This is a genomic window from Burkholderia sp. KL41 (genome assembly GCF_057005415.2).
The window spans coordinates 2249834-2274129 of the sequence record NZ_CM174446.1; the positions used below are offsets into that span (position 1 = coordinate 2249834).

A 24296-nucleotide genomic window follows, 5' to 3' on the forward strand; every position below is an offset into this window, starting at 1 on the left:
GACTTTCACATGGCAACCATCGGTTTCATCGGCCTCGGCATCATGGGCGCGCACATGGCGCGCAACCTGCTCAAGGGTGACCACCAGCTCGTCGTGAACGGCGCGTTCCCGATTCCCGACGACCTGCGCACGAGCGCGAAGGTCGTCGCGAACTCGACCGAAGTCGCACGGAACGCGGACATCATCATCTCGATGGTGCCGGATACGCCGGACGTGCGTAACGTGCTGTTCGCCGACGACGGCGTCGCGAAGGGCCTGACGGCCGGCAAGCTCGTGATCGACATGAGCTCGATCTCGCCGCTCGACACGCAGGAATTCGCGAAGCAGATCAACGCGCTCGGTTGCGACTACCTCGACGCGCCGGTGTCCGGCGGCGAAGTCGGCGCCCGCGAAGCGACGCTGACGATCATGGTCGGCGGCCCGGAGGCGGCATTCGAGCGCGCGAAGCCGCTGTTCGAGAAGATGGGCAAGAACATCACGCTCGTCGGCGACAACGGCGCGGGCCAGACCTGCAAGGTCGCGAACCAGATCATCGTCGCGCTGAACATCGAAGCCGTCGGCGAAGCGCTGTTGTTCGCCGCACGCTCGGGCGCGGATCCGGAGCGCGTGCGCCAGGCGCTGATGGGCGGCTTCGCCGCGTCGCGCATCCTCGAAGTGCACGGCGCGCGGATGACGAAGCGCACGTTCGATCCGGGCTTCCGCATCGAGCTGCACCAGAAGGACCTGAACCTCGCGCTCGACGGCGCACGCAAGCTCGGCCTCGCCCTGCCGCACACGGCGAGCGCGCAGCAGCTGTTCAGCGTGTGCGCATCGCACGGCGGCAAGGCGTGGGATCACTCGGCACTCGTGCGCGCGCTCGAGATCATGTCGAACTTCGAGATCGAGAAGACGGCGGGCTGAACGCATGCCGCCTGGCGCGGCTTCGTTCCGATGATGCCGTAACGCGCGGTCCGTCGCGATGACGGACACGCGAATGACACACGCGACCGGCACGGCCGGTCGCATCGATGCGCGAGACACGCGCGCATCACGGTGGGGCGCCCCGCCCTGCACTGCCGACGGCATGCGGGACGGGGCGAAAAACGCCGCTCTGGGCTGAGAGCGGCGTGGTGGGGTCCGCAGCGGCACCCGGCGACGCCGGGGAAGCCTTGGTCGGTCAGACGTCGTCGTCGGGTGTCCGCCTGTCGGATTTCGCGTATTACATTTCTTTACGTTCGAGCGTGCGATTTTTCATGCAATCGTCGCGATGAACGCCTACACTTTCGCCACGCCTTTCGAGAAAACCGCCGCGCTTGCGGTCACTTCCGGTGACCGCGCCCAGCGCGGTGTTTTTTTCGCCACTTCACGGCGCGTTTTCTTTTCAACCACCCAAGGAGTGCAACGATGGGTCTTCTTTCGTTTATCAAAGAGGCGGGTGAAAAACTGCTGGGTCATGCCGACGCGCAAGCAGCGGAAGATCCGAATGCCGCAAACCAGACCGCGGCCGATGCCATCAAGAACTACATCAACACGCAGGGTCTCGATACGTCGAACCTGACCGTGGCGTTCGACGGCGCATCGCGCACCGTGACGCTGTCGGGCAGCGTCGCCGACCTCGACACGAAGGCGAAGGTCAAGGTCGCGGCCGGCAACGTGCAGGGCGTCGCGGGCGTCAACGACGACGATCTGCAACCGGACGATCCGGAAGTGCAGTACCACGACGTGAAGCCGGGCGACACGCTGTCGGCGATCGCCAAGGAAGTATATGGCGACGCGAACAAGTACCCGGCGATCTTCGAGGCGAACAAGCCGATGCTGTCGAGCCCGGACCGGATCTACCCGGGCCAGAAGCTCGTGATTCCGCCGCAGTCCTGAGCATTCGTGCAGCACTGACGCAAAAAAGGCAGGCCGCTCGGCCTGCCTTTTTTTCATGGCGACGCGCGCCGTGCAATCGGCGCGTGTCGGTCATCCCGTCATCGAATCACAGCGTATCGAACGCGCGTTGCAATGCGTCGCGATCGTGAATGCCGTTCGCGAGCGCGAGCATCAGCAGCACGCGCGCCTTGAACGGGTGCAGCGAACCTGCGCTCACGAAACCGAGCGCATCGTCGCTCGCGGCGCCGTTGCGCATCACGTGCCCCGACCCGACGCGCGACGCACGCACCACCGCCACGCCCGCGTTGACCGCATCGGCGAGCGCCGCCTGCAGCGTCGCATGGATCGAGCCGTTGCCGGTGCCGGCGACGACGAGACCGCGCACGCCGGCCGCGACCAGCGCATCGACGGCCGTGCGCGTCACGCCCGCGTAGCTGGCGACCACTTCGACGGGCGGCCATGCTGTGGCGATCGCCAGTTGCGCGTCGCGCGAACGCGTGACGCGGCGTGCGAATTCGACCCGACCGTCCTGCACCCAGCCGAGCGCGCCGAGTTCCGGCGACTGGAACGCGTCGACCGCATAGGTGCTCGTCTTCACCACGTCGCGCGCGCCGTGGATCCGGTTGTTGAACGCGACCAGCACGCCCTGCCCGCGCGCGGACGGATGCGCGGCCACCGTCACCGCATTCAGCAGGTTCAGCGGGCCGTCGGACGACAGCGCGGTCGCCGGCCGCATCGCGGCCGTCAGCACGACCGGCTTGTCGCCCCTGACGACCAGGTGCAGCGCATACGCGGTTTCCTCGAGCGTGTCGGTGCCGTGGGTGATCACGATACCGTCGACCGCCGGGTCGGCCATCAGTGCGTCGATCCGCGCGGCGAGCGTGTTCCACAGCGGCAGCGCGAGATCCTTGCTGTCGATGCTGGCGACTTGCTCGGCGTCGATGCGCGCGACGGACGCGAGCGCCGGCACCGCGTCGACCAGGAAATTGACGCCGAGCGCGCCGGCCTGGTAGCCGGCCGTGCTGGCCGCGTCGGGCGCGGCACCGGCAATCGTGCCGCCGGTGGCGAGCACGGCGATGCGCGGCAGGGCCGCCGCGGACGAAGGGGATGCGGGATTCAGAGTATTCATGGCCGCGATTGTAAAGGCTTGCGGCCGGTATCCGGCAGGTTCCGGCACGGCGGCCGGGGCCGGCCGCCGCATATCATGGTTTGCCCCGATCGTCCGGCCGGGTGCGCCGTCAACGGACGTGGTATCTGCAACGTTATAGGAAGTGCCGTTTTGGTGTTTTCACATTGATTTGCCATAATCGGATCGCCTCGCGCGATGCGGCCCTATGCTCATCGTGCGGTGCGTCGTGACGGCGTCGATAAAACGCAATTCACCCCATGGGAGTGTCGAAATGAAAATCCAATCGCTCGTAGCCGCAGTGCTTCTCGGCGGCATGCTGGCTTCCCCCGCGTTCGCGGCGAACAGCCAGCAGGACAAGATGAAGGCCTGCAACACCCAGGCAGCCGGCAAGACGGGCGATGAACGCAAGGCGTTCATGAAGGACTGCCTGTCGGCGAAGCCCGCGAAGGCGATGACGCAGCAGGAAAAGATGAAGGCATGCAACACGCAGGCCACCGGCAAGAAGGGCGACGACCGCAAGGCGTTCATGAAGAGCTGCCTGAGCAATCAGCCGGCAGCCTGAGTTCCGGCGCTCCCGTATCGAATGCCGCGCACCGCTTCGGCGGGCGCGGCATTTTTGTTTTCGTTGCACGCGCATCGACGCGCCCCGCCCCGACCTCTCCCGCCCCGCTTTCCCGGCCCGCCGTGCCGGCGCCGCCACATGGTGCGGCAATTCGCCGCGATTTCTTCTATGATGGCTGCAACGCGGCCCATCCAAGTACAAGAAGCGCCATCGGGCCGCCCTCGAGACGGATGCGCACGCGCGTCAAACGGAGGCATGGATGGCATGGAGACAACACCGCTGGTTCCGCCGCTGGCTGATCGTGATCGTGTTCTGGGCCGTGCCCGTCGCGATCGTCGCCGTCCGCGAGATCCGCGAGGAAATGGCCTACAACAAGGCGGACCTGCAGCTCGCGCTGACCACCTGGCAGCTCACCGATGCGCAGCAGGCCGCCGGCGCCGCCGCGAAGTGCCACGGGGATCCTGACGAGGCGCGCGCGGCCGGCTGCCCGGCCGACGTGCTCGCCGCCAACGCGCCGCGCCAGCAGGCGGCCCGCGACGAATACGTGCTGCGCCGCAATACGCTCGCGGGCTACCTGTGGCATGCGTTCGTCGGCTACTGGGTCGTGCCGGCCGTGTTCCTGTTCGCGTGCGGCGTCGTGATCGCGCTGATCCGCCGCGTGCTGCGCCGCCCGCCGATCAAGCCGCCCGTTCCGCCCGTCACGCACTGATACGCGCCGCGAGCGCCACCCACCGCACGATCGACCGCGGCGCCCGCATGCCGCCCCGCCCCCGGCGCGCGGGCGCCGGATCGTCCGTTGGCACGCCGCGACACCCTCGCCCGATTTGACGCCTTTTGTTGCGCGGACGAAAAGGGGGTGTAATCCACTGTGATATAACTGCCGACGTGATCCGCTCCCTGAGCGAGACTCACTCCGAACGTCATCCGATGGAGAAGAACGATGCAAAAACGGAATCTCGTGCTGAAAGCCGCCGCTGCGCTCATCGTCGGTAGCCTCGCGCTCACCGGTTGCACCACCACCCCGGACAAGCCGGACAACGCCGCCACCAACGCGTCGAAGCGCCAGGCAATCGACTCGAGCGTCGACGCCACGCTGTCGCGCATGTACTCCACGGTCAAGGGTTCGCGCGAACTCGTCGCGAAGTCGCGCGGCGTGCTCGTCTTCCCGGACGTGATCCAGGCCGGCTTCATCGTCGGCGGCCAGTCCGGCAACGGCGCACTGCGCGTCGGCGGCAGCACGGTCGGCTACTACAACACGTCGTCGCTGTCGGTCGGCCTGCAGGCCGGCGCGCAGTCGAAGGCGATCGTGTTCCTGTTCATGACGCAGGAAGCGCTCGACGAATTCCGCGGCTCGGACGGCTGGGCCGCCGGCGCCGGCGCGTCGGTCGCGCTCGTGAAGATGGGCGCGAACGGCGCGGTCGACACGACCACGGCCACCGCACCGGTCCAGGTCGTCGTGCTGACGAACGCGGGCCTGATGGGCGACGTGTCGATCAACGGCACGAAGGTCTCGAAGCTGAAGATCTGACGCTGGCGTGCCGCCCGTGCGCATCGCGCGCGGGCCACGCACAAACGGCGATGTCCTCGAGGGCATCGCCGTTTTTTTATCCGCGCGCGACGCGCGTCACGTCGTCGAGTCGATGACCTTGAAGCGCGAGCGTTTCTGTGCGCGTATCACCGACTGGTAGACGTCGACATACTGCTGCGCCATGCGGCGCGACGTGAAGCGCGCCTCGAAGCGCTGCCGCACGCGCGCACGCGGCAGCAGGTGCAGCCGGTTCACGGCGGCCACCGCGCTGATTTCATCCTCGACGATGAAACCCGACACGCCCTCGTCCACCACTTCGGGCACCGCACCGCGATTGAACGCGATCACCGGCGTGCCGCACGACATCGCCTCGATCATCACGAGGCCGAACGGCTCCGGCCAGTCGATCGGAAACAGCAGCGCATGCGCGCCCGACAGGAACTCGGCCTTCTGGTGATCGGCGATCTCGCCGATGTATTCGACGTGCGGCAACGCGAAGAGCGGCTTGATCTCGCGCTCGAAGTATTCCTGGTCGGCCGCATCGACCTTCGCGGCGATCCTGATCGGCAACCCGCACTGACGGGCGATGCGGATCGCCGTGTCGACGCGCTTCTCCGGCGAGATGCGGCCGAGGAACGCGAGGTAGCGCGGCTCGACGGGCTGCGGCATGTACAGCGTATCGGGCAGCCCGTGGTAGACGGTCGTCAGCCATTTCGCCTGCGGCAGCGGCTGGCGCTGCGAGTTCGAGATCGAGATCACCGGCGCCGTGTTGAACGTGTCGAACACCGGCTGCTGCTCGGGCAGGTCGAGCCGGCCGTGCAGCGTCGTCACGTAAGGCGTTTCCTGCCGGTTGAAGACCGAGAACGAGTAGTAATCCATGTGGAAATGGAGCACGTCGAAGTCCTTCGCGCGGCGCGCGACCGTCTCCATCAGCAGCATGTGCGGCGCGACCCGGTCGCGGATCGACGAGTCGAGCCGCAGCGCACGCGGCCAGACCGGCTCGAGCTTCGCCCGCGTCGTCGAATCGCCGCTGGCGAACAGCGTCACGTCATGACCGAGCTCGACGAGCGCCTCGGTGATGTAGGACACGACGCGCTCCGTGCCGCCGTACAGCTTCGGCGGCACCGATTCGGTCAGCGGCGCGATCTGGGCAATTCTCATGGTCCACGTCTCCTGTGTCCTGTCCGTTGCGGCACGGCCGGCGGGCCCTTGCGCTTTCGCGCGCGGCTCGCCCCCATGCAGCGCCCGCCGGATATCTCCTCATTATTCGCGATCCGGTTGCCCGGAACCGCCCGTCTTTCATTTTATGGGTGTTGTTACAGGCAGGATACATTCCGCCTGTCGGGCCGATATGGCCCCCGACACGACGATCGCACCCGAACGCCCCCGAACGCACGCCGCGCCGCCCGTCAGCGCGACGGCCACTTCCATGCCGGCAGGTCGCGCGTGTCCGCGCCGACGAGCCCCGTCGCGCCGAGCTTCTTGTCGAGCACCAGCGATTCGCAGCCGGCCTCGCGCTCGAGCGTCGCGATGAGCCGCGCCGCGTGCGACACGACCAGCACCTGCGAACGCTGCGCCGCCTGCGCGATCAGGCGGCCGAGCGCCGGCAGCAGATCGGGGTGCAGGCTGGTTTCCGGTTCGTTCAGCACCATCAGCGCCGGCGGCCGCGGTGTCAGCAGCGCCGCCGCGAGCAGCAGGTAGCGCAGCGTGCCGTCCGACAGCTCGGCCGCCGCGAGCGGCCGCAGCAGCCCCGGCTGGCGCATCAGCACGTCGAAGCGGCCACGGCCACCCGGATTGTCGATCTCGACCGACGCGCCCGGAAATGCGTCGTCGATCGCCGCATCGAGTGCCGCGCCGTCGCCGATTTCGCGAATCGTCTGCAGCGCGGCGGCCAGATCGGCGCCGTCGTCCGCGAGCACCGGCGTATGGGTGCCGACGTGCGATTGCCGCGCGGGTGCCTGCGCATCGGTGCGGAAATGGTCGTAGAAGCGCCACGAGCGGATCCGTTCACGCACCGCGATCATTTCCGGCGCACCGGTCGGATCGGCGAACTCGGTCATCATGCTGTCGAAGCTCGCCACCGGCTGCGGAATCGTCTGCCAGTCGCCGGTCGCGGTGCGCGCACGGATCTGCGCGCCCTGCCGGTCGACCAGCAGCGTCGACGGGCGCAGCATCGCACCACCCCAGATGCACTCGCGCTTGACGACCGGATCGAGCGAGAACTGCGAGTGGCTCGGAATCGGCATGCCGAGATCGATCGAATAACCGAAATCGTCGCAGGCGAAACCGAGCTTCAGGCTCACGGGCCCCTTGCGCACCGTGCCGGTGACCGGCGCGTCGCCGTCCAGCATCGCCCGCGAGAAACGCTCGGGGCCGGCCCACAGCGTCGACGGCAACCCGCCTTCGCGCGCGAGGGACGGGATCACGCGCCCCTGCGCGGTGTCGGCGAGCAGCCGCAGCGCGCGGTACACGCTCGACTTGCCACTGCCGTTCGGCCCCGTGACGACGTTGAGCGCCGCGAGCGGCACGATCAGCTCGCGCAGCGAGCGGTAATTGGCGATGGCAAGCGTTTTCAGCACGGTCATGACAATGGCGGGCGGGCCGCGTTCAGCGGCCTTCGACGGCCTGCGGGTCGGCCGCGGTGTTGGCCGCCGTACTGGCGGCAGGGGCCCGCGCGTGCGGCCGTTCGGGATTCGGCGCATCCGGTGCGGAATCGTGCGGATACAGTTCCATCCGGCTGCGCGGCAGGCATTGCGGATAGCGGTCCTGCAGGTAGGCGATCAACCCTTCGCGCACGCGACAGCGCAGGTCCCAGCACGACGACGCGTCGGCCGCGCTGACGAGCGCGCGCAACTGCATCGTGCGCTCCGTCGCGTCGGTCACCTGCAGCACCTGCACGCGGCCGTCCCACTCGGGCGCCGCATGGACGAGCCGCGCGAGTTCCTCGCGCAGCGGCGCAAGCGGCGTACGGTAATCGACCGACAGGTAAACCGTGCCGATGATCTCCGAGCTGCTGCGTGTCCAGTTCGTGAACGGGTTCTCGATGATCCATTGCAGCGGCACGACGAGGCGCCGCTGGTCCCACAGCCGCACCGACACGAACGAACCGGTGATTTCCTCGATACGCCCCCACTCGCCCTGGATCACGACCACGTCATCGAGCCGGATCGGCTGCGTGAGCGCGATCTGCAGCCCGGCGATCAGGTTGCCGAGCACCGGCCGCGCGGCGATACCGGCGACCAGGCCCGCGACGCCGGCCGACGCCAGCAGGCTCGCGCCCACCTGGCGCACGTTCGGGAACGTCATCAGCGCGGCGCCGGTCCCGATGATCACGATCAGCACCATCACGGTCCGCACGAGCACCTTGGCCTGCGTATGGATGCGCCGCGCCTGGAGGTTGTCGGCCGTATCGATCGGATGGGCCCGGATGATCGCGTCGCCGACGCCGGCCGCGAGCCGCACCAGCAGCCACGTGAGCGACACGATCGAGCCGACCGCGGCCGCGGTGCGCATGCCGCGCACGAACGACATGCCGTCGTCCGCCTGGACCCACACGAACTCGAGCGCCAGCAGCGCCAGCACGACGAGCGACGGCTTGTCGATGTAGCGCAGGATCGCGCTCATCAGCGGATACGGCTGCGCGAGGCGCTTGACGATGCGTGCGCCGAGGCGGTGCACGACCGTGACGACCAGCATGACGATGACCGACACGGCCAGCGTGCCGAGCCACGAATGCAGCGGCGCATCGGCGATGCGCTGCAGTTCCTCGATTGAAATCATCGGCGCCCTTGGGTGATGAGGCGTAGATGCCTCGTCCTGGATGCGTCGGCGACGTCCGGGCCACGCGCGTGCCCGGACACGGCGTCAGATCAGTTGCCGCTCCTGCAGGGAAACGCCTTGCCGAGACCGAGCGACACCGCGGTGCTCGCGTTGTAGTCGGCCAGCTTCGGATTTTCCGCGATGTACTTGCGCACCGCGTCGGTCATCTGCTGCGCCCGGATGTCGGGCGGCAGGCAGAAATACTGGCCGACCCGCGGCCCCGTCGTGCCGCCGATCGCATCGATGGTGTTGTAGACGCCGTCGGCGGCACCTTCGATGTAGGCCGCGCACGACGCCCGCGACTTGACGTCCGTCTTCGCGCACAGCCGGTCGAGATCCGCGCCCGTGAAAGCCGCCGCCGACAACGGCACGGCAAACGCCGCGGCACAAAACATTGCGCGCAACATGGTGTTCCTTATGTCAATGCGGCCCGAGACCGCCTGCTGCCCTGGCCGGCGCGGCGCCGGGATGCCCTGCTCCGGCCGGCATCCGGCCGGGCGGGCACCGTCTGCCGCACCGAAAACCGTCATTTTGCACTCTTTTGCGCGTCTGCCGGCGTCGACGCCCCGATGCGCGTCGTCCGCTTGGTCAGGATCTCGATCGCGTCCGGCGCGTTGTAGTGCTTCGCGAATTCGAGCGCGGTGATGCCGAGCTGGTTCTTCACCTGCGGATCGGCGCCCTGGTCGAGCAGCAGCGTCACCGTCGACGCATGGTTGCCGCGTGCGGCCATCATCAGCGGCGTCGTGCCGTTCGGCGATGCGGTATCGATATACGCGTCGTGGTCGAGCAGCAGTTTCACGACCGCGTCCTGGCCGTTGGTGGCCGCGTAGTGCAGCGGCGCCCAGCCCTTCTTGCTGACTTCCGCGCCCTTGTCGACCAGCAGCTTCGCAAGGCCGAGGTCGCCGTTCAGCGAGGCGAGCATCAGCGCGGTTTCGCCGGCCTTGTCTTCCTTCTCGAGGTCGACGTTCGGCGTCGTGGCGAGCGCCGCCGCGACCTTGTCGGACTTCTCGCGCGCCGCGATCACGATCAGCGGGTCGCCATTCGGCGCGATCGTGTTCGGGTCGAGCTTGCCGCTCTTGAGCTGCTTGCCGATGTCGGCGATGTCGTCGAACTTGACGGCCTTGACGATCGCGTCGAGCGATTCGGCATGCGCGCCGGCGGCCGCGAACAGGCCGCTCGCGACGAGCGCGGCGGCAACGAGTGCACGTTTCGGCAGATGGTTGGTCGGCTTCGTCATTGTTGTGGGCTCCTTCCCTGGGTTGTCGGCTGCGCGCACGTCGTTAGCGGGCGATCTTGAACAGCCGGAAAAAGTTCTGCGTCGTCGCGTCGGCCAGTGCCTCGACGGCGATCCCGCGCTCGGACGCGATAAAGCGTCCGACATGGCTGACGTACGCAGGTTCATTCGGCTTGCCGCGATACGGCACCGGCGCGAGGTACGGCGAGTCGGTCTCGATCAGCAGCCGGTCGAGCGGCACGCGCCGCGCGACGTCCTGCACGTCGGTCGCGTTCTTGAACGTGACGATGCCCGACAGCGAGATATGGAAGTTCTGCGCGAGCGCCTGCTCGGCCACCGGCCACGGCTCGGTGAAGCAGTGCATCACGCCGCCCGGCACGTCCGCGCGCTCCTCGGCCATGATCCGCAGCGTGTCCTCCGACGACGAGCGCGTGTGGATGATCAGCGGCTTCATCGTCGCGGTCGCCGCGCGGATGTGCGTGCGAAAGCGTTCGCGCTGCCATTCCATGTCGGCGATCGAGCGGCCTTCGAGGCGGTAGTAGTCGAGGCCCGTTTCGCCGATCGCGACGACCTTCGGGTGCGCGGCCAGCTCGACGAGCTCCGCGAGTGTCGGCTCGCGCGCGTCCTCGTGATCGGGATGCACGCCGACCGACGCATAGACGTTGTCGTGCGCGTCCGCGATCGCAAGGACCTCCGGCAGCGTCTCGAAATCGACGGACACGCACAGTGCGTGCGTGACGTCGTGCTCGCGCATGTTCTCGAGCACGGCCGGCAGGCGGTCGGCCAGGCCCTTGAAATTGATATGGCAGTGAGAGTCGACGAACATCGTGTTTCCTGAATTCGTAAGGCGTGCGCTCATGCGCGCGCCGGCATGCGGCAACGGGCGGCGTTCGCGGGCCGGCCGGCCACGGTCGCGTCGCGGCGTGAGCCGGTCATCGTTTCGCAACCTACGGGAAACAATGCCGGATCACGCGAAGATTTCCCGGTACCCGAGAAACAATTCCTCGAATACGAGCCGCGCGTTGAGCGGATGGTTCTCGACCGTCCGCTGTCGCGTCACGGCCTTCATGAAACGCGCGAACGCGTTCGCATCGACCGCTTCCGCGCACCGCGCGAGCGCCGCCGCATGCGTCGGGAAGTAGCGCGGCGCGCCCGCCATCCGCTGCGCGAGCAGGTCGTACAGCCAGCGCTGCAGCCAGCCGAGCACCAGCGGCACCGGCAGTTTCTGCAGTGTCTCGCCGCACGCGAACGGGTCGCATGCCGCACCGGCCGCGAGCTGCCCGAGCGTGTAGTCGCGCAGTGGGCGGTTCTCGTCGCTCGCGAGCGCCAGCGCGGCGAGCGGCGCGCCGCCGGCCTCGGCGAGCAGCGCGTCCGCATGCTCGACGCCCTGTGCCGCGAGCCAGGCCGCGGCCGCGTCGGGCGCCGGCACGGTCATCGGCCACTGCCGGCAGCGGCTGATGATCGTCGGCAGCAGGCGGTCGATACGCGCCGACACGAGCAGGAACACGACACCGGACGGCGGCTCCTCCAGCGTTTTCAGCAGCGCGTTCGACGCGGCGACGTTGAGCGCCTCGGCCGGATACAGCACGACGACGCGCGCGCCGCCGCGGTGCGAACCGACCCCGCAGAAGTCGAGCAGCGCGCGCACCTGCTCGATCTTGATTTCCTTGCTCGGCGCGCGGGTCTTCTTGCCGCCCTCGTCCGCGTCGGCCGCTTTCGGGTCGTCCGCAGCGCCCGGCGCCTCGCCCGCCAGCGCCTCGGGCAGCACGATCCGGTAGTCCGGATGGTTGCCCTGCGAGAACCACGTGCAGGCCGCGCAGGCGCCGCACGGCTCGCCGTTAGGCTGCGGCGATTCGCACAGGAAGCCCTGCGCGAGATGCTGCGCGAACTGCAGCTTGCCGATCCCGGCCTGGCCATGCAGCAGCAGCGCGTGCGGCCATTGCGCACGCAGTTGCTGCAGGCGGTTCCAGTCGTCGGTCTGCCACGGATAGATCATGGGGTGCGTTCCTTGCGAATTACAGCGCGGCGAGCACGCGCTCGAGCTGCTGGCGAATCTCGGGAATCGTCCGCGTCGCGTCGACGATCGCGAAGCGGTGCGGCGCCTCTTCCGCACGCCGCAGGTATTCGCCACGCGTGCGCGCGAAGAACGCGTCGGATTCGCTTTCGAACTTGTCGGGCATGCGCGCGGCGCCGCGCCGCTCGCTCGCGACCTGCGGCGCGACGTCGAACAGCACCGTCAGGTCGGGCTGGAAGCCGCCCTGCACCCAGCGCTCCAGCGTCTCGAGCTTGTCGCGCGGCAGCCCGCGACCACCGCCCTGGTACGCGAACGTCGCATCGGTGAAGCGATCGGACACGACCCAGTCGCCGCGCGCGAGCGCCGGCTCGATCACGAGCGCGAGATGCTCGCGACGCGCGGCGAACATCAGAAGCGCTTCCGTCTCGAGATCCATCGGCTGGTTCAGCAGGATCTCCCGCAGTTTCTCGCCGAGCTGCGTGCCGCCCGGCTCGCGGGTGACGACGACCTGCCGGCCGGCCGCGGCCAGCTTGCCCTGGAGGCGTTCGCAGAACCATTGCAGGTGGGTGGTCTTCCCCGCCCCGTCGATGCCTTCGAACGTGATGAATTTACCGCTCGCCATTATTGACCTCGTATGTACTTGTCCACGGCCTTGTTGTGGTCGCCGAGCGTGTCCGAGAACACGCTCGTGCCATCGCCTTTCGCGACGAAATAGAGCGCGCTCGTCTGGGCCGGATTGATCGCCGCCTGCAGCGCGGCGACGCCCGGCAACGCGATCGGCGTCGGCGGCAGCCCGCGTCGGGTGTAGGTATTGTAAGGAGTGTCGGCCTGCAGGTCGCGCTTGCGCAGGCGGCCGTCGTACGCGTCGCCGAGCCCGTAGATCACCGACGGATCGGTCTGCAGCGGCATGCCGATGCGCAGCCGGTTCGCGAACACGGCCGCGACGAACGCGCGATCGGCCGCATGGCCCGTTTCCTTCTCGACGATCGACGCGATCGTCAGCGCTTCGTAAGGCGTCTTGTACGGCAGGCCCGGCACGCGCGCGGCCCAGGCCTCGTCGAGACGCGTCTGCATCAGATGGTATGCGCGCCGATAGATGTTCAGGTCGCTCGTGCCCTTGTCGAACAGGTAGGTATCGGGGAAGAACAGCCCCTCGCCGCTGCCGCGTTGCACCGCGTTGTCCGGCGCGCCGATCGCGCGCAGCAGCTCGGCGTCGCTCATGCCGGCCGTCGAGTGGGCAAGATCGGGGTTCGCATCGAGTTCCGCGCGCATCCGCTTGAAGGTCCAGCCTTCGATGACCGTCGCGACGTACTCGTTCACGTCGCCGCGCGCGATCTTCTGGAGTACCTCGTACGGCGTGATGCCGGTCTTGAATTCGTAGTTGCCGGACTTGAGCCGGCTCGACAGCCCGAGCACGCGCGTCATCGCGACGAAGCCGAGCGGCTCGACCGGCACGCCGCCGCGCCTGAGCTGCAGCGCGACGCTCTTCACGCTGCTGCGCGGCTTGATCGTGACGTCGAGCGATGCGGAACCCAGCAGCAGCGGCCGGGTTGCCCAGTAATACCCGCCGCCCGCGCCGGCAGCGGCCACAACGACGGCCAGCGCCACGATCGTCGCGGCGCATTTCTTCAGTAGGGACATGGAAACGTGACTCAGGTAAGACCCATATAATACTTGCTCGCCTTCGTCAAAGTCAGGGTTGACTGTTCCCTCATTCCATGAGCACACCGTTCGCTTCACCGGCTGCCCAGGCCGCATCTGCCTCGCTCCCCGTTTTCCCCCGCCCGTCCGCCGCCGATTTCGACGCGCCGGCCGCCTGCATGCCGCTGCCGCAGTTCGGCGTGATCGACGTGGCCGGCGACGACGCCGCGACGTTCCTGCACAGCCAGCTCACCAACGACATCGAGCATCTCGACGCCGCGAGCGCGCGGCTGTCCGGTTATTGCTCGCCGAAGGGGCGCCTCCTCGGGTCGTTCCTCGCGTGGCGCGCCGGCCACGGCGTGCGCCTGCTGGTGTCGAAGGACGTGCAGCCCGCCGTGCAGAAGCGGCTGTCGATGTTCGTGCTGCGCGCGAAGGCGAAACTGACGGACGCGAGCGACACGCTCGCGGTGGTCGGCTTCGCGGGCGACGTGCGCGACGCGCTGTCGGGCATCTTCGACGCGCTGCCGGACGGTGTACACGTGAAGGTCGACGGCCCGGCCGGCACGCTGATCCGCGTGCCCGATGCGGCCGGCCGCAAGCGCTATCTGTGGATCGGCCCGCGTGCTGAAGTCGACGCGCGCGTCGCCGCGCTCGGCGGGACGCTGCCGGTCGTGTCGCCGGCCGTATGGGACTGGCTCGACATCCGCGCGGGCGAACCGCGCATCACGCAGCCTGCCGTCGAACAGTTCGTGCCGCAGATGGTCAACTTCGACGTGATCGGCGCCGTTAACTTTCGCAAGGGATGCTACCCGGGCCAGGAAATCGTCGCACGCAGCCAGTACCGCGGCACGATCAAGCGCCGCACGGCGCTCGCGCACGTCGCCGGCGAGACCGATACCGTGCATGCCGGCGTCGAGCTGTTCCACAGCGACGATCCCGGCCAGCCGTGCGGGATGATCGTCAACGCGGCGGCCGCGCCCGCGGGCGGCGTCGACGCGCTGGTCGAGATCAAGCTCGCCGCGCTCGACAACGGCACGGTACACCTCGGTTCGGCCGACGGCCCGGTGCTCGCGTTCGACGCGCTGCCGTACGCATGGCCGACGGAAGCGTGACGCACTGACAACCCATTCGCGCGCCGGCTCGCGAGTCGCAGCCGGCGCCCGATGTTTCCTGCGAGAGATTCGCCCGATGTGTCTGATTGCCTTCGACTGGCAGCCCGATGCCGCCGCCGGTCCCGTCTTTACCCTCACCGCCAACCGCGACGAGTTCTTTCGCCGGACGAGTGCGCCGCTTTCGTGGTGGGAAGATGTCCCGGGCGTACTGGCCGGCCGCGATCTCGAAGCGGGCGGCACGTGGCTCGGCGTCTCGCGCGACGGCCGGTTCGCCGCGCTGACGAACTACCGCGCGCCGTTCGACATCCGCGCCGGCGCGCCGACCCGCGGCAAGCTCGTGTCCGATTTCCTCGGCGGCCCGTCCGTTGCGCCGCTCGACTATCTCGGGCAGCTGGCCGAGCATGCAGCCGTCTACAACGGCTTCAACCTGCTCGTCGGCGACTGGAGGCGGCGCGAACTCGCGTGGTTCTGCAATCGTGCGCCCGAAGGCGAAAGCGGTGTCGCCGCCCCCGTCGCGATCGCGCCCGGCGTGCATGCGCTGTCGAATGCGCGGCTCGATACGCCCTGGCCGAAAGTGGTGCGCAAACGCGCGGAACTCGGCACGCTGCTTACCGATAATCCGACCCCGTCGCTCGACGACCTGATCGCGTTGATGCGCGACCCGCATGTCGCGGACGACGACGCGCTGCCGCACACGGGCATTCCGATCGAGCGCGAACGTGCGCTGTCGGCCGCGTTCATCGAGACGCCCGAATACGGCACGCGCGGCACGACCGCACTGCGCGTCACGATGAAGGAAGGCGTGCGGCTCACGGTCGAGATCAAGGAGCGCTGCGACGACGACGGTTCGCACCGCACCGTGCGGCCGGGTTCGTTCGAGCGCGCGTTCACGTTCGACCTCGACGCGACCCCGCCGCGCTGAGCGGGGTGGGCGCCGTGCTACGGCGCGCGCGCCATCTCGACGTGCGGCACGCCGGCTTCGACGAACGGTTCACCGACCGCCGTGAAGCCGTGCCGCAAGTAGAACGACACGGCCGAATCCTGCGCATAGAGCCGCACGACGATTTCGCCGCGGCGCCGCGCCGCGTCCAGCAGCGCGTCCAATACGGCCGACCCGACGCCCTGGCCACGTGCATCGGCCAGCACCGCGACACGGCCGATCGTGCCCGACGGCAGCAGCCGCCCCGTCGCGACCGCGCGGCGCACGCCGGTCGCCGCATCGACCCGGTACGCCACCGCATGGAGCGACAGCGGATCGTCGTCGTCGAGCTCCCATTCCGGCGGAATCTGCTGCTCGCGCACGAACACCGCGTCACGTATCCGCGCGGCGTCGCCGCCCAGTACCGTCCAGTCGCCCGTTTCCACCACGCCGTCCGTCATCGCAGCCCTCCACGCGGCGCGCACGCCGTCAAATGCCGTCAAACGTCGTCGAATGCGGCCTTCAGTGCCGCGACCGCGTCGGCATGCGCGGCCCGCACCTCGGGGATGTAGCCGCCCATCTTGAAGAATTCGTGGATCATCCCCGGATAGCAGACCAGCGTGACCGCATTGCCCGCCGCACGCAACTTCTCCGCATACGCGGCACCCTCGTCGCTCAGCGGATCGTATTCGGCCGTCGCGATCCACGCCGGCGCGACGCCCGCGAACGACGGTGCATCGCGCGTACCGTCGAGCGGTGCGAAACGCCAGTCGTCGCGGTCCGCCCGATCGCGCACGTATTGCGTGAAGAACCACTGGATCGTGTCCTGCGTCAGCAAGTAGCCGTTCGCGAGCCGTGCGTGCGATCCGGTGTCCTGGTAGCCCGTCACGCCCGGATAGATCAGCATCTGCAGCGCGAGGCGAATGCCCGCATCGCGCGCGAGCACCGCGCAGACGGTCGCGAGCGTGCCGCCCGCGCTGTCGCCGCCGACGGCCAGCCGTTCGGCATCGATGCCGAACGTGGCGGCCTCGCGATGCAGCCATTGCAACGCGTCGTCGGCGTCGTTCACCGCGGTCGGGAACCGGTGCTCCGGCGCGAGCCGGTAGCCGACCGACAGCACCGCACACTGCGCGTCGTGCGCGAACATCCGGCACAACGCGTCGTGCGTATCGACGCTGCCGACCGTGAAACCGCCGCCGTGGTAGTACACGAGCGCAGGCAGCGGCTCCGCGAGGCTCGGCGCGACCGGCAGGTACAGCCGCGCGCCGATCGTGCGGCCATCGCGCGTCGGGACCACGCACTCCTCGACCGAATGCATCGGCGCCGGTGCGACGTCGAGGATCGGCGCACTCTTCTCGTACGCGGCGCGCGCCTGCTGCGGCGTCTGGTGATGGTAGGACGGACGTTTCGCGCGCTCGATCATGTCGAGCACCTGGGCGATCTTCGGATTCAGCGGCATCGATAAGGACGGCGCCGGTGCGACGCCGTGAACGGACAAGCGTCACATGATGCCACGCCCTCGTCGCGCGGGCGCGGTGCGCAATCCCGGCCCTCCCTCGGCCTGCCGCGAACGCGTTCGACGGCACACCTGCGACGTGCAAAACAAAACGGCCCTGCCGGCAAAGCGGCAGGGCCGTGCGTCCCGGCGCTTACGCGTCGCTCGGGCCGGGCTGGGCGTCCGGCGCCGTGCGCGAGCGTTGCCGCTTGATGTCGCGGCCCACCGCGAGCCGCCGCATGTACTTGAACGTGCCGAGCGCCTTCGCGACGAAATTGCCGTCGCTGTCGCGCACTTCGCCTTCGCAGTAGGCCATCGTCGTCGAGCGATGCATCACGCGCCCGTAAGCGCGCAACTCGCCGCGCCCCGGCTGCATGAAGTTCACCTTCATCTCGACCGTCACGACGCCGACGCCGTCGTCGGTCAGGCTGCGCGCGGCCATCGCGAGTGCGATGTCCGCGAGCGTCATCGTCACGCCGCCGTGCGCGATGCTCCACGTGTTCATGTGCCGCTCTTCGAGCGGCAGCACGAGCTCGCTCGCCCCGTCCTTCGCGGACACGAGCTGCACGCCGAGCAGGTCGACGAACGGGCTTTCGATCGACGGGCCGTCCGTCGGGGTTGCCGCGTCGCTCATCGTGCGCTGTCGACGATGTAGTCGACGCATTCGCGCGACTCGGCCACCGCGACGACGAATTTCTTCACTTCCTGGTGAACCGGGTGCACCTGGTAGGCATCGAGCGCGGCCTTGTCCGCGAAATCGGACACAAGCACGATGTCGGCGGTCGCGTCGAGGCCGGGCGTTGCCACGCCGACGTCGATCTGCAGCGTGCCCGGCACGAGGTCGCGGCAGCCTTCGAGCTTTTCCTTCAGCTTCAGCGCGTTCTGCGCGCGCGTCGCGCCTTCGGCCGATTCTTTCAACTTCCACATGACGATATGTCGGATCACTTCGGTTGCTCCTGTTCGTTGGTGTTCACGAAGCGGGCTCGGCCCGCCTCGTGGCCGGCCGGGTGATGCCCGGCCAGTCGTCTGCCCGCTTCGCTTGCACGCGGTCGCGGCAACGGAGGGAAAACGCGTATCGAATCGGCTGTTGCCCGGCCTTTCCGGCGACGATACGCGCATTTTCACCGTGTCGCTCACCGACGGCGCGATCCGCGCAAGCGGCGGCAATCGCCAAGCCTACCAAACTTGAAGGCTCCGATGGAACGATCGCGCAGCCTTCCATTGAATCTCGGGAACGCGGCTTGCCCGGCTTCACGTGCGCCGCTTCGGCGCAGGCCTGCACGCCTCCGCAATCGCCCGCGCAAACTCGACGATTCAATTCCGGCATGGCAGCAATCGGCAAAATGAAACGTCATTGCCGATTATTTATTCACCGAATATCCAGATTCCAATACCCGCCTTCATTAAATCGCATAATTTACCGACTCAATGAGTAATAGTTACGATCGCATTTTCCGCAAAACAGCCTGAAATCAGGAAAACACCATTGACTTCGATTCTTCTGAAAATTTAGAATTCCCTACAGCGGCTTACGATTGATTTTCTCCCGCCGCACACAAGGCGGCACGCGCCTGCACGAACGCCGCCCGCCTTGCCTTTTCTCGCTTCACGTCGGGCCGGCGTCCCTTGCCGTTTCAGCTTTCGGCATTTATCGCCTGTTTGCCAATTTCCTGCTCGATTCACTCACCGCAACAGCATCACATCCTGATTAACACCCGGCATTCACTTGAATGCCCGCGACACGGTACCAAACGGACAACAGATCCGTTCATTCGACCATCCCGATAAAAAATCGCCAGTCATCAGGAGGGACATCAACATGCATCGCCTTGTGAAGTCGCTGTGCCTCGGATTCATCTGCGCCGGCCTGCTCGCGGCCTGCAACGACGACGACGTCAAATCGAACAGCCCGCCGTCGAACAACGCCGCGCTGTCGTTCCGCATGGACGCCGGCGGCCAGATCAACGCGTTCTACCGGCAGGACAAGGTCGCCGCGCACCTGCTGGTGCGCTCGTCGACGAAACCGCGCCTGCTCGTGGTCTTCCCCGCCGGCAACAGCGGCACGGGGCTGTGGTTCGACGACACCGCGCAGCCGGTGAACTGGAGCCTCGACACGCCGCCGTCCGCGCTGTCGGCACCCGACGCGCACGGCCGCCCGCTGTACGGCATCGGCGCCGACGTGTCGGTGGACACCGGCACGCTGACGATCCGCCAGGGCGTGCTCAGCAACGTGCGCTTCCTGCGCGACTTCAACGGCGGCGCAACGATTCCGCAACAGATTCTCGCCGCGCCGACGGTCCAGGGCAGCGCCGCGCAATGGCAACGCGACCGGATCGACGGCGCGCCCGGTTATTCGCTGCGCATCACGTTGCGCGACGGCGGCAGCATCGTGCCGGCTGCGGGCGGCAAGCTCGTCCTGAGCGCACCGGCGGGCTCGCACACGCTGCGGCTGCATGTCGATGCGCTGTCGGGCGAGACGCCGTTGTCGCCGATCACGCGCGCCGACCTGCTCGCGCCGTCGGTGAACCCCGACCCCGTGAGCCAGAACGTGCTCGAATTCCTGAGCTTCCACGACAAGCTGCTGGCGGGCTCGTGGCAGTACGACACCTACTTCGGCCGCGACACGCTGATCTCGGTTCGCATGCTGATGCCCGTGCTCGAACCCGCGGCGATCGAGGCCGGCCTGTCGTCGGTGCTGAGCCGGCTGTCGGCCGACGGCAAGGTCGCGCACGAGGAAGGCATCGGCGAGTTCGCACTCGTCGACAACCAGAAGAACGGAAGACCGAACGATCCGACGCCGACCTACGACTACAAGATGATCGACAGCGACTATCTGCTCGCGCCGATCGCGGCCGCGTGGCTGATCGACGATACGCGCGGCCAGGCGCGTGCGGCTGCGTATCTGGCCCAGCGCGGCAGCGACGGGCAGACCAACGGCGCCCGCCTGATCGTCAACCTGCTGCACGTCGCGACCACCGCGCAGCCGTTCGCGCAGCAGCCGTCGGTCGCGAACCTGATCCACCTGCGGCCCGGCGAGATCGTCGGCAACTGGCGCGACAGCACCGACGGGCTCGGCGGCGGCGTCTACCCGTACGACGTGAACGCGGTGCTCGTGCCGGCCGCGTTGCGCGCGGCGAACGCATTCCTCACGCGCGGCCTGCTCGATCCGTACCTGGATGCCGGACAGCGCGCGACGCTCGCCAATACGGCTAACCAGGCGGCCACATGGGAAACGCAGGCGCCGCCACTGTTCCAGGTCAGCGTGCCGGCCGCGCAGGCGACCGCCGACGTGTCGGCCTATGCGCCGTCCGCCGGCGTGCCGGCCGGTGCCGCGCCTGGCGCGCCGCTGGCCTTCTACGCGCTGTCGCTCGATCAGCAGGGCAACCCGATTCCGGTGATGAACTCCGATGGCGGCTTCGCGTTGCTGTTCGGCACACCGCCGGACGACCAGCTCCAGCGGATCGTCGCCGACGTCACGCGGCCGTTCCCGACCGGGCTCGTGACCGATGCCGGCATGCTGATCGCGAACCCTGCGTATGCGAGCCAGGCACTGTGGCCGAAGTTCACGAGTTCCGCCTATCACGGCACGGTGATCTGGTCGTGGCAGCAGGCGATGTGGGTGGCCGGGCTCGATCGCCAGCTCGCGCGTCAGGACCTGTCGGCCGCGACCCGCACGCTGCTCGCGCAGGCACGACAGACGATCTGGCAGGTGATCTCGAACGGGCGCGACATGCGGACGTCGGAGATGTGGACGTGGTCCTACGTGAACGGCAAGTACCAGACCGACGCGTTCGGCACGCGCAGCGCCGATGCGACCGAAGCCAACGCGGCGCAGCTCTGGAGTACGACGTATCTCGCGATCCGCGATCCGCAGCAGCGCGCGGGCAAGTACTGGTGGCAGGCGTCGCGGCAGATGCAGGATGCGCAGCCGGAAAACGCGGCGGCCCTGGCATCGCGCTAGCTGCGTATCGCCCGTCGCATGCCGACCGGGCATGCTGAAGCCCCGGGTACGTTACCTCGCCCGGGGCTTGGGCGGAAATCGAAACGATCGACACGCCTTCGGCACGGCCGCGTTGCCGAACGTCCGGCGTGCCGCGCCACCCCGCGTCACCGCGACACGACGCGGTTTCGCCCTTCCCGCTTCGCCTGGTACAACCGTTCGTCGACGACGCGCAGCAACGCGTCGACCGTGCTGCCGTCGACCCCGTATTGCGCGACGCCGACGCTGACCGTCACCTGCACGCGCTTGAAATCGAGCCCGAACGGCGAGCTCGCGATCGACGAGCGCACGCGCTCGGCCGTCATCCGCGCGCCTTCGAGCGGCATCTCGGGCAGCAGCGCCATGAACTCCTCGCCGCCGACCCGCGCGAGCCCGCCGGCCGGCCGGATCGCGTCGAGGCACTGACGCACGACGCCGCGCAGCACCTCGTCGCCGATCTGGTGCCCATAGGCATCGTTGATGTTCTTGAAATTGTCGAGATCGAGCGCGAGCAGGCAGAACGGCGTGCCGTCGCGCTCGGCCCGCACGATTTCGCGCTCGACCTGCGCGATGAACTGGCGGCGGTTCGATGCGCCCGTCATCGGGTCGGTCGCGGCCATGTACTCGAGCTTCTGGTTCGTGCGCCGCAATTCCTGCAGCGCGCTTTCGGTGCGCGCCATCGATTCGGACAGCCGGCTCATCAGGTCTTCCTGGCTGTAGATCGCCGAGAACGAGCGCGTCGTCTGCAGCGCCTGCACGACGCCGTAGCTGAGCAGGAAGAAGCCGCCCGCGAAAATCGCGTGCGCGAGCCACCACATGTGATTCCACGGCTTGCCGAGAATGAACGCCAGCGACGACAGCGCAAACGCCATGATCGACACGCCGTAGATCACCATCAGCGGCGAGCGGATCCGGCGCGCGAGCAGCATGGCGACGTTCAGCAGCGAGAACACGAGCGCGCCGCCTTCCATCGACAGCCGCGTGCCCGGCGCGCCCGCGACCGGCGAATACGCGATGTACGCCACGACGACGTTGACGATCACGAAGAACACGATCCACGGCAGCCACGTGCGCACGCTCGTGCGCTTGTCGAAGCGATCGGGCGGACGGGCATAGGACAGCAGGCCCGTGAGCAGCAGGATCGACATCACAAGCCGCGACGCGGGCCCGTACAGCAGGAACAGCCAGATATTGTGATGCGCCATCCCGGTGAACGCACCGTGCAGCGCGTAGATCATCGCGAAGCCGAGAAAGCCGAGCGTCAGCCAGCGCAGCAGCGGTTCGCCGGACGACCGGTAGCACACCCACGTCACGTAGGTAACGAACCCGCCCTCGAGGGTCGCGGCCGCGATCGCGATTTCATGGAACGCGTGGTTCTCGAACACCGCGTGCGGGTCGCTGAAGAACCACAGATAGGCGATCAGATAGGCGGGCAGCAACGCGAATCCGACCAGCAGGCATTTCGCGTAGAGCCTCGCGGCCGCGCTGACGACGCGCGGCGGTTCCCCGGCTGCATAGGTCGTACTCATTCGGTCCCCGGTCGGTCTGCTGCGTTGGTTCGAACCTTCGCGGCACGGATCGTGCGACGCACGATCCGGCCCATCGTGCCGAAAGGCAAATGTCAGAGCAAGTATAGGTGGGGCAAATTGTTTGACAAGTAAGGGGAAACGGCATTGCCCGGCACACGCCTTTTGCTTCCCGATTGTTTCGAATGGCGGTTCAGTCGCGCCGATTCGCATCGCGGCCGCCTGCCTCGCCGAAGCGAAGCCGCGGCCGCCGCCCGCCAAAGATCAGAGGATTTCGAACAGGCCGGCCGCACCCTGCCCGCCGCCGATGCACATCGTGACGACCACGTACTTCACGCCGCGCCGCTTGCCTTCGATCAGCGCGTGGCCCGTCAGGCGCGCGCCCGACACGCCGTACGGATGGCCGACCGCGATCGCGCCGCCGTTCACGTTCAGGCGATCCTCAGGAATCCCGAGCGTGTCGCGGCAGTACAGCACCTGCACCGCGAACGCTTCGTTCAGTTCCCACAGGCCGATATCGTCGACCTTCAGCCCCGCCTGCTTCAGCAGCTTGGGCACCGCGAACACGGGGCCGATGCCCATCTCGTCCGGCTCGCAGCCCGCCACCGCGAAACCGCGGAATACGCCGAGCGGCTGCAGCCCTTCGCGCTGCGCGGCGTCGGCGCTCATGACGACGCAGGCCGACGCGCCGTCCGAGAACTGGCTGGCGTTGCCGGCGGTGATCACGCCGCCCGGCACGGCCGACCGGATCTTCGACACGCCTTCGAGCGTCGTGTCCGGGCGGATCCCTTCGTCGGCCGATACCGTCACTTCCTTCGTGAACAGACGGCCCGTGGCCTTGTCGGCGATGCCCGCGAGCACCGTGATCGGCACGATCTCGTCGCGAAAGCGTCCGGCTTCCTGCGCGGCCGCGGCACGCAGTTGCGACTGCACGCCGTACTCGTCCTGCCGCTCCTTCGAGATGCCGTAGCGCTTCGCGACGTTCTCGGCCGTCTGCAGCATGTTCCAGTAGATCTCGGGCTTGTGCTGCGCGAGCCAGCCTTCCTGGATCATGTGGTGGTTCATCTCGTTCTGCACGCACGAGATCGATTCGACGCCGCCCGCGACGTACACCTCGCCTTCGCCCGCGATGATCCGCTGCGCGGCCAGCGCGATGGTCTGCAGCCCCGACGAGCAGAAGCGGTTCACCGTCATCCCCGGCACGCTCACGGGCAGCCCCGCGCGCAAGGCGATCTGCCGCGCGATGTTCGCGCCGGTCGCGCCTTCGGGGTTCGCGCACCCCATGATCACGTCCTCGACGCGCGCGGGGTCGAGCTTCGCGCGTTCGAGTGCGGCCGCGACCACGTGGCCGCCGAGCGTCGCGCCGTGCGTCATGTTGAAAGCACCGCGCCAGGATTTCGCCAGCGGCGTGCGGGCGGTCGATACGATTACGGCTTCGGTCATGCGAGTCTCCTTCGGTCCTGCTTCATGTCCTGCATCGAATG

General features: G+C 67.9%; 24 protein-coding genes. 8 read left to right on the forward strand and 16 right to left on the reverse strand.

All coding sequences use genetic code 11. The features are described from left to right. Window positions 1–9 precede the first annotated feature (9 nt). Both PQB87_RS10500 and lysM read left to right on the forward strand, forming a co-directional pair. Window positions 10–900 carry a 2-hydroxy-3-oxopropionate reductase gene (locus PQB87_RS10500; protein ID WP_048021036.1) on the forward strand — a complete coding sequence of 297 codons (891 nt, stop codon included), beginning with the start codon at window positions 10–12 and terminating at the stop codon, window positions 898–900. Window positions 901–1383: 483 nt separating this feature from the next. Further along, window positions 1384–1854: a peptidoglycan-binding protein LysM gene (gene lysM / locus PQB87_RS10505; protein WP_021162125.1), complete on the forward strand. Its 471-nt coding sequence runs from the start codon at window positions 1384–1386 to the stop codon at window positions 1852–1854. A 106-nt stretch (window positions 1855–1960) separates the two neighbouring features. Here the strand turns inward: lysM and PQB87_RS10510 are convergent, their stop codons facing one another. Continuing rightward, complete coding sequence (locus tag PQB87_RS10510) at window positions 1961–2983, reverse strand: asparaginase (protein ID WP_175829748.1); 1023 nt, start codon at window positions 2981–2983, stop codon at window positions 1961–1963. 271 nt (window positions 2984–3254) lie between these two features. Between PQB87_RS10510 and PQB87_RS10515 the strand changes: the two genes are divergently transcribed. The 3 genes from PQB87_RS10515 to PQB87_RS10525 all read left to right on the forward strand — a co-directional run bounded on the left by PQB87_RS10515 (window position 3255) and on the right by PQB87_RS10525 (window position 5073). Further along, the gene (locus tag PQB87_RS10515) at window positions 3255–3545 is read left to right on the forward strand and encodes a PsiF family protein (RefSeq protein WP_011549641.1); all 291 of its coding nucleotides are present in this window, start codon (window positions 3255–3257) and stop codon (window positions 3543–3545) included. Window positions 3546–3804: 259 nt separating this feature from the next. Next, window positions 3805–4254, forward strand: a complete 450-nt coding sequence (locus PQB87_RS10520; RefSeq protein ID WP_059687387.1) for a hypothetical protein — start codon at window positions 3805–3807, stop codon at window positions 4252–4254. 231 nt (window positions 4255–4485) lie between these two features. Further along, window positions 4486–5073 carry a BPSL1445 family SYLF domain-containing lipoprotein gene (locus tag PQB87_RS10525; protein WP_011352325.1) on the forward strand — a complete coding sequence of 196 codons (588 nt, stop codon included), beginning with the start codon at window positions 4486–4488 and terminating at the stop codon, window positions 5071–5073. Window positions 5074–5169: 96 nt separating this feature from the next. Here PQB87_RS10525 and PQB87_RS10530 read toward each other — a convergent pair whose 3' ends face one another. From PQB87_RS10530 to mltG, 9 genes are all read right to left on the reverse strand, one after another. Then, window positions 5170–6234, reverse strand: a complete 1065-nt coding sequence (locus PQB87_RS10530; protein WP_021162641.1) for a glycosyltransferase family 4 protein — start codon at window positions 6232–6234, stop codon at window positions 5170–5172. Window positions 6235–6482: 248 nt separating this feature from the next. Beyond that, window positions 6483–7658 carry an AAA family ATPase gene (locus PQB87_RS10535; protein ID WP_489241658.1) on the reverse strand — a complete coding sequence of 392 codons (1176 nt, stop codon included), beginning with the start codon at window positions 7656–7658 and terminating at the stop codon, window positions 6483–6485. Between the two features lie 22 nt (window positions 7659–7680). Next, window positions 7681–8853: a mechanosensitive ion channel family protein gene (locus PQB87_RS10540; protein ID WP_059687385.1), complete on the reverse strand. Its 1173-nt coding sequence runs from the start codon at window positions 8851–8853 to the stop codon at window positions 7681–7683. Between the two features lie 89 nt (window positions 8854–8942). Continuing rightward, window positions 8943–9299, reverse strand: a complete 357-nt coding sequence (locus PQB87_RS10545; RefSeq protein ID WP_006485939.1) for a Rap1a/Tai family immunity protein — start codon at window positions 9297–9299, stop codon at window positions 8943–8945. 119 nt (window positions 9300–9418) lie between these two features. Further along, on the reverse strand, window positions 9419–10129 hold the full coding sequence (locus tag PQB87_RS10550; protein ID WP_153488444.1) for an ankyrin repeat domain-containing protein: 711 nt from the start codon (window positions 10127–10129) through the stop codon (window positions 9419–9421). 43 nt (window positions 10130–10172) lie between these two features. Next, a complete protein-coding gene (locus PQB87_RS10555; RefSeq protein WP_059687384.1) occupies window positions 10173–10952 on the reverse strand; it encodes a TatD family hydrolase in 780 nt (259 codons plus the stop codon). Between the two features lie 141 nt (window positions 10953–11093). Continuing rightward, complete coding sequence (locus PQB87_RS10560; RefSeq protein WP_059687383.1) at window positions 11094–12122, reverse strand: DNA polymerase III subunit delta'; 1029 nt, start codon at window positions 12120–12122, stop codon at window positions 11094–11096. Window positions 12123–12141: 19 nt separating this feature from the next. After that, the gene (gene tmk / locus PQB87_RS10565; protein WP_027787179.1) at window positions 12142–12762 is read right to left on the reverse strand and encodes a dTMP kinase; all 621 of its coding nucleotides are present in this window, start codon (window positions 12760–12762) and stop codon (window positions 12142–12144) included. Then, window positions 12762–13781 carry an endolytic transglycosylase MltG gene (gene mltG / locus PQB87_RS10570; RefSeq protein ID WP_021162648.1) on the reverse strand — a complete coding sequence of 340 codons (1020 nt, stop codon included), beginning with the start codon at window positions 13779–13781 and terminating at the stop codon, window positions 12762–12764. Before mltG ends, tmk begins: the two co-directional genes overlap by 1 nt. Before the next feature lie 77 nt (window positions 13782–13858). Between mltG and ygfZ the strand changes: the two genes are divergently transcribed. Beyond that, complete coding sequence (gene ygfZ, locus PQB87_RS10575) at window positions 13859–14893, forward strand: CAF17-like 4Fe-4S cluster assembly/insertion protein YgfZ (RefSeq protein WP_489241663.1); 1035 nt, start codon at window positions 13859–13861, stop codon at window positions 14891–14893. A gap of 76 nt (window positions 14894–14969) precedes the next feature. Continuing rightward, window positions 14970–15815 carry an NRDE family protein gene (locus PQB87_RS10580; RefSeq protein ID WP_059687381.1) on the forward strand — a complete coding sequence of 282 codons (846 nt, stop codon included), beginning with the start codon at window positions 14970–14972 and terminating at the stop codon, window positions 15813–15815. A gap of 17 nt (window positions 15816–15832) precedes the next feature. Here the strand turns inward: PQB87_RS10580 and PQB87_RS10585 are convergent, their stop codons facing one another. The 4 genes from PQB87_RS10585 to PQB87_RS10600 all read right to left on the reverse strand — a co-directional run bounded on the left by PQB87_RS10585 (window position 15833) and on the right by PQB87_RS10600 (window position 18252). Next, window positions 15833–16273, reverse strand: a complete 441-nt coding sequence (locus PQB87_RS10585; protein ID WP_060084279.1) for a GNAT family N-acetyltransferase — start codon at window positions 16271–16273, stop codon at window positions 15833–15835. A 38-nt stretch (window positions 16274–16311) separates the two neighbouring features. Next, window positions 16312–17271, reverse strand: coding sequence for an alpha/beta hydrolase (locus PQB87_RS10590; RefSeq protein ID WP_021162652.1), 960 nt, complete (start codon window positions 17269–17271; stop codon window positions 16312–16314). Between the two features lie 190 nt (window positions 17272–17461). Further along, the gene (locus tag PQB87_RS10595; RefSeq protein ID WP_011352338.1) at window positions 17462–17941 is read right to left on the reverse strand and encodes a PaaI family thioesterase; all 480 of its coding nucleotides are present in this window, start codon (window positions 17939–17941) and stop codon (window positions 17462–17464) included. Further along, entirely contained in the window at window positions 17938–18252 is a 315-nt protein-coding gene (locus PQB87_RS10600; protein ID WP_027787175.1) for a Dabb family protein, read from the reverse strand. The genes PQB87_RS10595 and PQB87_RS10600 overlap by 4 nt, the downstream gene beginning before the upstream one ends. An 874-nt stretch (window positions 18253–19126) precedes the next feature. On the opposite strand from PQB87_RS10600, the gene PQB87_RS10605 reads away from it, so the two are divergent. Then, on the forward strand, window positions 19127–21268 hold the full coding sequence (locus PQB87_RS10605; protein WP_489241667.1) for a glucosidase family protein: 2142 nt from the start codon (window positions 19127–19129) through the stop codon (window positions 21266–21268). Between the two features lie 146 nt (window positions 21269–21414). On the opposite strand, the gene PQB87_RS10610 is transcribed toward PQB87_RS10605, so the two are convergent. Next, complete coding sequence (locus PQB87_RS10610) at window positions 21415–22815, reverse strand: GGDEF domain-containing protein (RefSeq protein ID WP_489241669.1); 1401 nt, start codon at window positions 22813–22815, stop codon at window positions 21415–21417. Window positions 22816–23076: 261 nt separating this feature from the next. Continuing rightward, window positions 23077–24255: an acetyl-CoA C-acyltransferase gene (locus PQB87_RS10615; RefSeq protein WP_027787172.1), complete on the reverse strand. Its 1179-nt coding sequence runs from the start codon at window positions 24253–24255 to the stop codon at window positions 23077–23079. Between the last annotated feature and the right edge of the window lie 41 nt (window positions 24256–24296).